This is a genomic window from Pseudomonas sp. S32, from assembly GCF_016648095.1.
Classification (GTDB): Bacteria; Pseudomonadota; Gammaproteobacteria; order Pseudomonadales; family Pseudomonadaceae; genus Aquipseudomonas; species Aquipseudomonas parafulva.
The window spans coordinates 1-13,222 of the sequence record NZ_JACVVF010000046.1 but is presented as its reverse complement, the minus strand read 5'-3'; the positions used below and the strand labels follow the sequence as shown (position 1 = coordinate 13,222).

The following is a 13,222-nucleotide window of genomic DNA, read 5'->3' as shown; positions in this document are numbered from 1 at the left end:
GCCTTGCCGACGATGGGGCATGGGCTACCATCGCCCGCTGGGCACTACGACCTCCCAGCGCTCACATTTGTGATACGCCCTGTACTGCTCGTCGCTATCCTCGATGAATCGCACCATCACAGCCGCAACCTCACAGCGGTCGAATCCATTTTCAGGCTTGAATGACTTGGCCGTTCGCCCCACCACGTTGCCTTGCCTATCGAGCAGTTTATAGCAGCCCGCGTCCTCCTTGAGCGTTAGGGGATCCCCTTCACGAATGCCCTTGATCGCATCATGGATTGCGGCATTGGGCAGTTGGCGACCCGCAAAGCCAAGGTCGATCTGTTTCAGCGACAGTTGCTGATAACGCAGCTCCAGTTCCGCGAGGGGTACCCCATGGAATGTCCGTTGCTGAACGTCACCCGCCAGGCTGCAACTGAATGGATTGCCATTGGCAAACTCACTTAACGTCAGGGTTTGTTCAGCGCGCGTCATGCCGACATAGTACAACCGTCGCTCATCAGCCAACGTATCGACTTGGGCGCTCCAGCCGCCATCGAGCAAAACGACATGTCTGAACTCGAGGCCTTTGGCCGAATGGACAGTACCCAGATAGAGGCCGCCCTTGGGTTGCTGGCGCAGCTCGCGGGCGTAATCGTAAAGCCAATCGACCATGGCAGCACTGCCAAGTTGGCATTCGCCCAGTTCACCTTGCATCTGTTCGAAGGCGACGCGGAAAAAGTCCATCCAATCGCCCGTTGCCAGCTGCTCGGTGCGCGCCAGGCGTGACCACGCATCAGCTGCACAACAATCCCCCTCCAAGCCCCGCAAATAGTCCATCACAACGATAAAGCCGCGCTGGCGCGTGAGAGGAAGCGTTGAATCTTTGTCGGCTGCCAGGAAATAAGGAACTTTGTGCTGTTCGCACCAGGCCTGAATTGGCCAAAGGTACCGATGCGTGCGTGCTAAAACAGCGCAACCGTTCCAAGCGCCCTGCTCTAGCTCCCGTAATCGCTCCAACTCGGCCATCACCGCCTGCGCCTGCAGGTTACCGTGCTCGCGGTCGCCAGGCTGGATCAGCAGGCGCAACACCCGCCCTTGACGCTGTTCATCCAGCTGTTCCCACACCCCGCCAGCAGGCATATCCTGCCGAGAACGGTTTATCTGTATGGGATTGGCCCCCTTCAGCCGCGCCGGGTTCTGGGCTATGAGCCCGTTGGCAGCCTCGATGATTCGCAGGGAAGAACGGTAGTTATCGACCAAAAAGCTGGTGGTTGCTTCATAGTCCTCACGGAACTTTTCGATGTATCGGTTATTGGTAGCACGCCAGGCGTAGATGTTCTGATCATCGTCACCCACAGCGATTATGCACAAACGGCCATCCTCCTCGGCATGTCGCCCAGCCAGGGCGCTTACCAGCCGATATTGGAGGTCATCAATGTCTTGGTACTCGTCCACCAGAATGTAGCGATAACCACGCAGCAGTTGCTCGCGCAAGTCATCCTCACCCTCGATGTTGCGTTTACCTTCCAACAGCTCTACTGCATCGCTCAGCACTTGCTTCAGCGCGTGCTCTGGTACTGTTTCGCCGCGATCAAAACGTGTCCCGGTCAACCGCATGGCCATGCTGTGATAGGTCAACACGCTGACGCCGTAAGCATCACGGCCGACCAGTGCCAGCAGCCGATTACGAATCTCGTTCGCCGCATGGCGGTTAAAGGTGAGCGCCACAATGCTCGCCGCCGGTACTCGCCGCACCCGAAGCAGATAGGCGATACGGTGCACGATGACACGTGTTTTACCAGAGCCCGGCCCTGCCAGCACCAGCCTGTTAACATCATCATCGTCTGCCACTATCAGCTTTTGGGTAGTGCTCAGCGACTCGATGATTGATTTCCATGATTGCTCACTGGTCGCCAGTTTCAGCACGTCCTCGCGGCCGTTGAAGTGCCGCTTGATAAAGGCCTGCTTACTGTCGGTGAAATAATCGAGCACCAGACGTAACGCATCGGCCATTTCCGTTAAAGCCACTTCCGCATACTCGCGCATCACATGGACTTGGATGCGCTTCTCTCGGTAATGCTCATCGAGACGCAGGTAGTCTTCCTTGAGAAACGTTTTACGCTTGTCATCCTTTTCGACGTCGATGGTCATAGCCCGACGCATGACCGTCATGCCATGGTTGAGGGTCAAGATATCCTGGCGGTGCAGATAAAGTAGAACGTGCTCAATGACCTTACGGCGCCTGGCGGCCGGGATAAGATGTGGCAGCTCCAGATCGTTTTCGATCACCTGAAGCAGCTCGCCAAAACTTGTTTCGACGAGCAGATCTGCGCCACGCATGCCAGGGGGCAACTTGCCTACCAACAGGTTTAGAAACTTGCTGGCCAATGTACGCCTCACGTCCCCAAACCCTACGATCCTCGCCCATGGGTGACCGCCTTTGATGCGCAGCTTGAGGTAATCGCGATTGAGTTGGCGGAGCTCGAAGCTGCTGCGCTGCTGATCATCCGCATCGTGGTCCTGGGCAAGGCTGCGCAACAGCCGTAACACATGCAGCGGCAGCAGGTCTTCCAGCGCAGTTGTCGCCTTGAGTTCAGCGGTGAGTGCCGGCAAATTCAGGTCCTGCCAGCCACCTTGCTCGGCGTCTGGCGCCATCTCTGGCAAACACTGCAGCAGCGCCCTCTCCAATTCGAGCGTGTTTCGCAGGCGCTGACTTGATGCACCTGCTATGCCATGGCGCACATACAGTGTTATTTGAGAATCGTTGACCAGCAGCCCCATCTCCTCGAGCTGCTTGAGGGCGGTGGCGACTTCTTCAGACTCCAGGCTGGTCAATTTCATCAACTGATCAGTATTCACTCGCTCGTCGGCATCTGCGGTGTACAGGAAACGCAGGATCGCCCTGAACTCCTCCAGCCGCCTCAGAGGCAAGTTCGCCTTCAGCAAACGTTTCTCGGCCTCGTCTTCACTGACATCCAGCCGCGCAGGGAATATCTGCGTATGGTTTTCTTCACGCTTGAGATAGTCGCCACGCTCAAGCCAGGCCACCGCCGTCACGACCTTGGTTTCGGCATCGCGCTCATCGGCAGAAAAACTCGTTTCTACCTCATCATCCAGCAGGATCTCACCGGCGGTGATGACCAACTTGCCGCCCTTGCGTCGGTTACTTTCAATGCGCAACTTGCGCAGTATTTGCTGTATGTCACGGATGCTGAGCTTGGCGCGTTCGCTCATTCCAAACTGAGTTTCAATGTCTTGCGGGTCGTACAGCAGCACACAACGTGCGTCCCCTTGGTCACGGCCAGCCCTGCCCGCCTCCTGCAGGTAGTTTTCCAGCGAGCCGGGGATGTCAGCATGCACGACAAGGCGGATATCGGCTTTGTCCACGCCCATACCGAAGGCATTGGTGGCAACGATGATTCTCAGTTGCCCTGCCTTGAAGTCATCCTGGATATCGGTCTTTGTATTGGGCTCGAGGCCCGCATGGAAATGCTTGCACGGCCAGCCTTGGCCGATTAAAAAGTCGGACAGCTCTTCAGCACTTTTACGGCTGGAAACGAAGACTACGGCGCCCCCATCCTGCGCATCAAGATGTTCGCGCAGTAGCCCGTCGGTGCGTGCCCACTTCTCTGCTTTGGCGCAGGGCAGTACGTCAAAATGCAGGTTCGTTCGCTCGTGGCCGCCAGGGAAAATCTTGAACTCGATGCCTAAACTTTCATGGAAGTGGCTTTGGATATCCGCCAGCACGTCAGGCTTTGCCGTCGCGGTGAAGCAACCGATCTGCGCGAGGGGTTGATCACCTGTGTATTCACGTATAAAGCGTGACACATAGAGATAGTCGGGGCGGAAGTCGCTCCCCCACTTCGACAGGCAGTGGGCCTCATCAAAAATCCAGGCCCCGACCTGCCGCTGACGGATCGCGCGCCGGAATGCCTTATTGCGAAACTGTTCCGGCGATACCAGCAGAATGCCGACATCGCCCATTTGAGTCTTCTCAAGTACGTCAGCGCGCTCAGGCAGGGTGAGCAGGCCGTTGAGGGCAGCAGCGCACTGGACGTTGCGCTCTATTAACCCGTCCACCTGGTCCTTCATCAGGGATTGCAGCGGTGAAATGATAACGGTCAGACTGCCGTTACGATGAAACCGATTCAACGCCGGCAATTGGTAACACAGTGACTTGCCCCCACCGGTGGCCAGAATGGCCAGTACATGCTGCCCACGCATGCCGGCTAGAACGATATCGTGCTGAAGACTCTCACCCGGCCGTTCGTACCGAAAATCCGGGAAGCCGAAATAGCGCCTCAGCTCATGACGCGGATCATGCGTCGTCTGGCAATACTGACAGTCTTCCCGCTCACACGGTACATCCCTCAGTTCGAAGATCAGTCGACCCGCCTCTGGAAACTGATGGCGAACCCAAGGCGCTAACACTGAATTCCCGCCTGAAACCCGGAGCCAGGCCAGCGCATAGGCCAGTGGCCAGTGCAAGTGGGCTTGCTGCAGATCGTCTTCTAGAAGCTGTTCCAGCCGCGCTCGACATACCTTCAAATCGCGCGATTGAGAGGGGTCCGCTTCGTGAAGTACAAGTGAAAGCTGTACACGAAGCTCGGCTAACCCCAGCGGCGCTTGCCCGGTAAAGGAAGCGAACAAAGCCCCCAGTTCGGTTGTTGCGTCGGGTGCCAACAACGCTTGGTAGCAAAGCAGCTCAGCCTTGCTATTCTCGCTCAATTGGGCAAAAGCCTGCCGCTGGTCCTGAAAAAGAACCAGCGTGGAGCGGCAGTCCGACAACGGCGAGTTGAGGCTATCGCGGACCAGCTTGTAATCCTTGATAAGCCGGTGGTAAGGGTTTTGCGGGAACGCCAGCGGCGATAGACGCAAGGTGTCTATCACCGGCAGATTGTGCAAGGCCATACCAGGCGAGAGTTCGCGCAAGAGGGGTAGATCATGTTCAACGACATTGTGCCCTAGAACGTAACCAGCCCCTGCGGACAACGCGTCCACCTGTAGCAGCGCTGCGGCCGGGCTGGTGGAAACCTTCAGTTCCAGTTCCGCGGCGGTGTCAGGCCGGAGCGCCCCGACCATCGTTATACGAGCAGGCTGATGGTTTTTGGACGGAACCACCTCAAGGTCCAGTAACAGGGCCTTGGGCTGAGATAATGACGACATCGAACGAGCATTCCCTGCTTGATTATTCCGGCGATCATCGCTGAGCCGGAGAGCTTTAATGATTGATCACGGCCATGATGCCATTATTTTTGATCCCAGTAGCACTCAAAGGCGCGCTACCAACTTGGCAGCACCCAACGCCTTCGCCCTGTAAAACTGCTGAGTCGCATGAGCCCATTACAGAGCAGGGAGAGAGTGAGGAATACCAACACGGATTAGCTCCGAACAGTCGGTGTGCCATGGCTTGGGCGGTGGTTTGAATACACAATGTTCAAGCCTCCCAGCCACCGAGAAATGAGGTTGTTGGCAGCAAGCATCCAGCCGGCGAGAAAAATCAGAATTTAGCCCTTCCTTGTAGGGCATTTCCCAAAGATACTCCCCTACCCTGTTATTCGTTGCGATCCTTTTTTCGCCGTTTTAGTCTCGGCTCGTCGTTGCACATCAACGACCGGCTTTGACAGGCCGCGACGATACACAGCGCACACCCTTTCATGGCGGTTGTGCATGGGGCACGCTTGCGTGCGCCGGTTTCTGTGTTCGCCGGTCTGTCAACCCATGCACAGCTGCCACCTTTCCGTTTGACAGCGGGTTGGCGGTGGCCCCACCGAGAACACAGTCCGATGCTTAAAATCGTCCCTGATCCGCCCACTACGCCCCAGTCGCTCGAAGATACTTTGATCCAAGCTACTGATTTCGCACTTTGCGCCTCGACCGTTGTGCAGCAGGCAATGATGCTGCAACCCAAGTCACCTGCCTCCATCTTGATGATGGCGTCAATGCATGAACTTGAAACGCTCCGAGCATTGCTCGAGGCTGCATTGATTCAGGTGCAGGTGCCATCCGAGCCGAGATCCTGGCATTAACGATTTCTTTGTCTGACGCCTGGGCTTGTCGCCCGCCAGGGTAGCCAGTACCAGGCGCGGAGTGCTTCGGAGAGCGACCACAGTGCCCATAGAAGAAAATAAATTCACCGTTGGTAAAACCACCTTCTACCAAGGCTCAAACCAAACTCACCCTCTATTTCGTATCGAGCCTGGCATTCCTTGCCAAAGCGCACGCGAGCAAGCCTCGGAGCTCATGGGCTACGCGAGGGACATGACGTTGGATGGCTTGATGGAAAACAAGCCCCAGCTGATATGGGCGTCGCACTATCTGTGCGCGTTGGCCAAGGCGCTGCTGGATGATGCCGAGCTGGGGATGATGCGCTGAGTTGGACTCAGCGAGCTTATGGCCTTCAAGACCCGTCATTGCCGGTTTTGAAGGCTGACCGTTTTGCACACCTCGTGAGGTAAGCGACGCTCTAGGGTCAGATCTTCGCCTCCAGATACGGTCGATATTTCTTGAACCATGAGCGCAACTTTGCACCGCCGAAAGACCACCTAGCGGTGCCGGCCATTTCACTCCCGCAGGCGTACGACCCAGCAAACGCCCGCATTGAATCACTACCTGGTGCTATCCTCTTTCATCGGATTCTTAACGCTCCAAACCAAGTACCGCATCAGCAAAATACCTAGCCAAGTTGCTGCCAATGGCCGACCTCGACACAGGCTTCACCCGGTAACTTGAACAACGGCGCCCGTGCCACAACCGCATTACAGAGATCCAGGATGTCCCTTCTCCCGCTCTCCTTCCACGCACTGCCTGATCATTGCAAAGCTGTGCTCTACGTGCTGGTAACGTCGTTCCCTGGCAAGGGCAAGACCGCGCTGATCAAGCTACTGCGGGCCATGGAGATCCGTGACGATAACGGCAGGCTGCTAGACGCCAGCAACTTGCCCGCCTTGCTGGAGCGGTTGCAAAGCCTGGGCTGGGTGGAAGTAGAACAGCGCAACGAAGGGACGTATTTTTGCGTGACGGCACAGTGCCGTAGCAAGGTACTCCTCAGCTTGCTGGGCACAGCCGAGGGGACCCTGCGCTTGCATCAGATCCAAGCGAGTTTGCCTGAACTCGGGCAATGGCAAACGCCTGGCAAACCCCGCGTACTGCAAGAACTCTGGCTACGCCTGCTGAGCGGTGACAGCCAGCGGCTGCCCGAGTCGCTGTACCTGCTGTACAGGCTGTGCCCCGTGAGCGAGTGGCATGCGCAGCACCCTATGCAACTGCTGCAGTACGATGCCACCGGGCGGGAAGTGATCGGGCAACTGGACGAGACCGTACGCCGGCTGCTGATCGAGGATCACCTGCGCCTGAACAACGACCTGCTAGGGCCGGCAGCCGAGAGCTATGCATTGGCCAAGCAGGAGATGGCGCTCAGGCCTGGCCCCTCATTGTGCCTGCAACTGATCCAACAGGCGCTTTGGCGTGGCGACTGGGTGGTGCTGCAAGACCATGGCCAGCAAGCGCTGCCCATGACCACCCAGTGCCTGCAGGCGTTGCTGCGCGGCCAGCCCAACGAGACCCTGCAATTGCTGCGGGCGTGGCTGACCGATCAGCGCAAACAGACCAAAAAACGCAAAATCGACCTGCCGCCGTTGCTCAATGCGCTGTACTGCCTGGCGCTGATCGCTGAAAACGACAGCCAGCACTCTGCTGCGCTCAAACAGGCACTGGTTTTAGGTACCAAGGAAAACTACGGCAGCGCGTATTCCGCGCTGTATCAGGTGTTCGAGCAACTGCAAGGCAACACGCCGGACTTGTCGTACTTGCGGGCAACCACCCTCAATGGCCTGGATGGGCTGATGCTCGCCTTGGCGCTGTACTGGCTGGATGCCCCACTGGCACGTGGGCCCGATTGGCGCGCGAAGCTGGAACGTTACCGAGGTGAACTCGACCAACAGGGTTACAACTGGCTGGCAGCAGAAATCGACGCCTTGGTCGCTGTGCAATTTGGGGTGCCCCGTCAGCTTCATGACCTGCACCGTGATGCTGGCTTTAAACCACTGGCTGCGCTGCTGCAGCGCCGGGAAGCCTGGCAGCATGCCCTTAGCGCTCTGAGCCAGCTGAAACCGGCCAATGCACCAGTGGCCACGGCTGGCAAGAAGAATGCCCGGTTGGTGTGGTTGTTGAGCCTTGATCGCTACAACAACCAGCTTGAGCCGCGCGAGCAGAAACTGGGTGCCAAAGGGCAATGGAGCAAGGGCCGCCCTGTGGCACTCAAACGCCTGATGGATGAGGGCGACAGCCTGGGTTTTCTGTGCGAGCAAGACCGCCAGGTCATCAGCGTTATCCAGGCCAGCCAGCCGTACTATTCCCATGTCGAGTACGAATTACCCCTCGGCAGGGCCCTGCCAAGGCTGGTGGGGCACCCGGCGTTGTTCTGGCAACATGCCCCTGACATACGTATCGATCTTCAGGCAGGCGAAGCCAGCCTGCACCTTCAAGCCGAGGACGGGCAGATCCATGTGCGTCTCGAGCCGCAGGGTATCGCTACTGCCGACACCTTCTACCTTCATCAGCAAACACCGACCCGTTTGCAGATTTATTCGGTCAACAGCGATCTGCGCCAGATCGCCAAGATCCTTGGCGACGGCCTGCGTGTACCGCAATCGGGCAAGGCGCAACTGCTCGAAGCCGTCAGCGCCATCGCGCCGCTGCTCCCCATCCATTCGGACCTGCCCGAGCTCTCGGTAAACCTTGAACACGAGCCTGCCGATACGCGCCTGTATGCGCACTTGCTGCCACTGGCCGAGGGTTTGCGCTTGCAGCTGCTGGTACGCCCTTTGGCCGAGAGCAGCTGGTTTCGCCCGGGCCAGGGCGCGCAGAACCTGCTTGGCGAGCGCGACGGCAAACCCTTGCAGGTGTGCCGCGACCTGGCGGGCGAACGCCAGGCACTGCAACAGGTGCTGCATGCCTGCCCCGGCCTGGCCAACGCCAACAGCGATGGCCAGGAGTGGCAACTGGACCAGCCCCAGGATGCATTGCAGGTACTCGGCGAACTGCAAGCATTGGACGGCAACTTGCTGCACTGCGTGTGGCCAGAGGGCGAGCGCCTGCGCATCAAGGGCCGCTTGAACCTCGACGCGCTGAAGCTGGGCGTGCGCAAACAGAGTGACTGGTTCATCCTGCAAGGCGAGATCGCACTCGATGACGGCAAAGTGCTGCAACTGCGCCAGCTTCTGGACCTGCTCAAGGCCAGCCCCGGGCGCTTCCTGAAGCTCGACCAACGGGACTGGCTGGCACTCGACAAGCGTTTGCGCACACGCCTTGAGGAGCTGGCGTATCTGGCTGATCGGGTCACTGACCAAGGCCTTCGCCTGAGCCCGCTGACTACCCCGTTGCTGGCGGGGCTTGCCGACGAAGTCAGCGAGTTCAAGGCCGATAAAAGCTGGCAAGAGCACCTTGAAAAGCTGCAGACGATGCGCGGCTATCAGCCCCAGCTCCCCCGTGCCCTCCAGGCCGACCTGCGCGCCTATCAGCATGAGGGCTTCACCTGGTTGGCACGCCTGGCTCAATGGGGCGTCGGTGCCTGCCTGGCCGATGACATGGGCCTGGGCAAGACGGTGCAACTGCTGGCCCTGCTGTTGCAGCGCGCCGCCGGTGGCCTGCAACTGGTGGTGGCACCGACCTCGGTCACCCTCAACTGGCAGGCTGAGAGCCGGCGTTTCGCGCCGCAACTGAAACTGCATCTGTATCAGCAAACCCGCCATTTGGCAGGCCTCGGCCCCGGTGACCTGGTGATCACCAGCTACGGGTTGCTGCAACAGGACAGCGCAGCGTTCGCCGCCTGCCACTGGCACAGCGTTGTGCTGGACGAGGCCCAGGCCATCAAGAATGCCCAGACCAAACGCTCTCAAGCGGTGATGGCCTTGCAGGCCGGTTTCCGCGTGGTGGCCACTGGCACCCCACTGGAAAACCACTTGGGCGAGTTGTGGAACCTGTTCCGCTTCATCAACCCAGGGCTGCTCGGCAGCCAGGACCATTTCAACAGCCGCTTCGCTGCCCCCATCGAGCAGGGCGACACAGCAGCCCGACGCGCTCTGAAAGCCCTCATCCAGCCCTTCATCCTGCGCCGCCTGAAAAGCCAGGTGCTTGATGAGCTACCCGCGCGCACGGAGATTACCTACAAAGTGCCGCTGGCCGATGAAGAAGCTCACCTCTACGAAGCCCTTCGCCAGCAAGCGGTGAACAACGTTTCTGATCTGGCCCCCGGGGCAGGCAGATCATTCCAGATTCTGACGGAGATCACCCGCCTGCGACGGTTCTGCTGCCACCCGGCCCTGGTGACCCCCGGCTCGACCCTGCCGGGCAGCAAGTTTCAGGCTGTTACTGCGCTCATCGAAGAGCTGTTGGACAATGGCCACAAGGCCTTGATTTTCAGCCAGTACGTCGATCACCTGAGTATCGTGCGTACCTGGCTTGAGCAAAAAGGCATCGCCTTCCACTACCTCGATGGCAGCGTGCCCGCCAAGGAACGGGAAAGCCGCGTCAATGCCTTCCAGGCTGGCGCGGGTGAAGTCTTCCTCATCAGCCTGAAAGCTGGCGGTAGCGGCCTCAACCTCACCGCCGCCGACTATGTGATCCACCTCGACCCGTGGTGGAACCCGGCAGTGGAGGACCAGGCCAGTGACCGTGCCTACCGCATCGGCCAGCAGCGGCCGGTGACTGTTTACCGGCTGGTAGCCGAGAACACCATCGAGGAGCAGATCGTTGCCCTGCATGCTCGCAAACGAGACCTGGCTGACAGCCTGCTGGAGGGTGGCGAAGTGAGTGCCAAGCTGGATGCCGATGCCCTGCTGGCGCTGCTTGCGGGGTCGCTGGGGTGATTGTTAGGGCGTAGGGCCAGCTCGGCTGGCAATCAGGGCGGTGCGACCTAACCGGCACATCGCCTCCAACTGGAAAGTGAAGGAAAAATCGGCATAATCGCTAAATCTCAAGATTTTGTGCGTCCAGTCAAGAAAATATTGACGCTCGCCCTCGAACGGAAGGAAAGGTACATGCGAGCAGCCGGTTATTCACTGCTACACGAAAGGCTGCGGTTGGACGTTGTTGCACTCAACCGCCCTGCAAGCGTTCAACCGGTCACACGGATTGAAGTAATCGGCAATACGCTCGCTGTGCCGCAGCGGCTGGCGCCTGCGGAAGACGACCTCATAGGGCATGTGCTTTTTGCACTCAAGCACGAGGGTATCAACCTGTCGATTCTCGCCCAAGCCCTGCCTCGGATCGGTATCGAGCATTTCGTGGCAGCGCTTGTGGCGGCCCCAAACGGTGTGTACATCCGCAAAGCCTGCTACCTCAGAGAAGCATTCACCGGTGAAGAGATCATGCAGCCTTCGCCGGTGCGCGGGGTATTCGTCCCGTTGTTCGATACGCAGCGATACATTACCCAGCCCGGTGAACGAAACTCCAAATGGCGGGTAGAGTTCAACGGGCTGGGAGATCTGTCGTACTGCGCCACTGTCGAGCTAACCCCTGAGATATCTACGCTTCTGGCACACGATATTCTAGGCAGAGCCAAGGCATTCATCGAATCGTTGCCACCGATGATGATGGACCGAGCTATCAACTGGGCATACCTCCATGAAACCCAAGACTCGTTCGCTATCGAAAAAGAAGCGCCAACCGAAGACAAAGCTCGCCGGTTCATCCGGTTGTTGCGCCAAGCTCACGAACGCCAACCGTTGACCGAGGACTACCTGGTCAACCTGCAGAACGCCACTGTGACGAACCCGCTGGACCTGGCAGTGGCGTTCAGGCATGAGCAGAATCACCTGAGTAATGGGATGCATGGCGCTGCAGGCGTTACATACGTGCCCCCGCCTCCCGAGTTGTGCCGGGAGCTGATGGAAAGCCTGATGCGGTTTGCCAACAAGGCGCCAACCCATGTTGACCCGCTGGTGGTTGCCGGCATCGTCTCTTTCGGCTTCGTCTTCCTTCACCCATTCATGGATGGCAACGGTCGCTTGTCGCGGTTCTTGATTCACCAGGCTTTCTGCCAGTCCGGGGCGCTGGATGACGGCCTTCTTCTGCCTGTGTCTGTCGCCATGAAACGAGAAGAACGTACGTACCTGACCACACTCCAAGCCTTTTCCAGGCCGGTGCGGGAGTTTTGGCGCGTGAGCTGGATTGACCACGAGCAGTTCAGCTTTGAGTTCACAGGGGCTGATGTCGTGTACCGGTTCTGGGATGCGACCCCTGGCGTGTTGTTCACGTGCCTGATGGCCAAGCGCGCCTTGGAAAATGAACTGCGTGATGAAACAGCCTTCCTGGAAAACTATGATGCTGTCTACAAGGCGGTAGACGACCGGTTCGATGTTCGCGGCAGCGACTTGGCTAACTTGGTGATGATGTGCCTGAGCAATGGTGGCGTGGTATCCAACAATCGGCGCAAGCAATACCTTTACCGGGTTCCCGAGGCGGTATTCGATTTTCTGGAGCAGACAGCGCAACTGGTGCTTGCTCGCGACCCTAACGATGCCGAACGGCTTCGATGACTCGCCTGCCCTACCCAATGCCGACGGCGGGCGTCACTTCTGCATAACCGGATTGCCTTGCGATGACCCTGTTCTACCTGAAACTCATCGTCACCCCGCTGCTGATGTGGGCCATCTCCCTCGCGTCGCGGCGCTGGGGCGGCTTGTTGGGCGGGCTGCTGTCCGGTTTACCGATCACCTCGGCATTGGTGATGACTTTTTTGTGCCTGGAACAAGGCACAGCATTCGCCCTCGGGGCTGTGCCTGGCGCGCTGGGCGGGCTGGCGGCGGTGCAGGCTACCTATGCCTTTTACCTGTTCGCCACGCGCAGGCTAGGCGTGGGCCCTGCCGTGGGGCTGGCGATACTGTTCTATGGCGTGGCTGCCTATACCTTTACCCATTGGGGCAGTTTGTACCTGTCGATTGGCGTGGCGCTGGTGCTGATTGCCGTGTTGATAAACGCCAGCGGGCGCGAGCCCAAGCCAGAGGCCATGGCCTTGTCTCGGCAGCGGTATTGGGAGATTCCCCTGCGCATGGTGTCGGCCACTTCCCTGCTGATGGTTACCACCAGCCTGGCCAACTGGCTGGGCCCGGCGACCAGCGGGATGCTGGCGCCGATACCGGTGATTGCCTGGCCGTTGGTGGTGTTCGCACATGTGCAAAACGGGCGCGCCGGCATGGCCGCGATGGTGCGGGGGAATGCGATTGGGGCGGGGGGGGTG

At 58.8% G+C, this 13,222-nt stretch carries 6 protein-coding genes; 5 read left to right on the top strand and 1 reads right to left on the bottom strand.

The features are described 5' to 3' along the window. Nucleotides 1-24: 24 nt before the first annotated feature. The gene (locus IAE38_RS19620) at nt 25-5,148 is read right to left on the bottom strand and encodes a RecQ family ATP-dependent DNA helicase (protein ID WP_201218825.1); all 5,124 of its coding nucleotides are present in this window, start codon (nt 5,146-5,148) and stop codon (nt 25-27) included. 620 nt (nt 5,149-5,768) lie between these two features. Here IAE38_RS19620 and IAE38_RS19615 point away from each other — a divergent pair. The 5 genes from IAE38_RS19615 to IAE38_RS19595 form a co-directional block, all read left to right on the top strand. Then, nucleotides 5,769-6,011, top strand: coding sequence for a hypothetical protein (locus IAE38_RS19615; RefSeq protein ID WP_201218824.1), 243 nt, complete (start codon nt 5,769-5,771; stop codon nt 6,009-6,011). An 82-nt stretch (nt 6,012-6,093) separates the two neighbouring features. Beyond that, complete coding sequence (locus IAE38_RS19610) at nt 6,094-6,357, top strand: DUF3077 domain-containing protein (protein ID WP_201163131.1); 264 nt, start codon at nt 6,094-6,096, stop codon at nt 6,355-6,357. A 398-nt stretch (nt 6,358-6,755) separates the two neighbouring features. Beyond that, nucleotides 6,756-10,850 (top strand): DEAD/DEAH box helicase, encoded by a 4,095-nt coding sequence (locus tag IAE38_RS19605; RefSeq protein ID WP_201218823.1) that lies wholly within the window; start codon nt 6,756-6,758, stop codon nt 10,848-10,850. Between the two features lie 171 nt (nt 10,851-11,021). Continuing rightward, a complete protein-coding gene (locus IAE38_RS19600) occupies nt 11,022-12,521 on the top strand; it encodes a Fic family protein (protein WP_201218821.1) in 1,500 nt (499 codons plus the stop codon). A 62-nt stretch (nt 12,522-12,583) separates the two neighbouring features. After that, on the top strand, nt 12,584-13,222 hold a 639-nt coding region (locus IAE38_RS19595), incomplete at its 3' end, for a hypothetical protein (protein ID WP_201218819.1).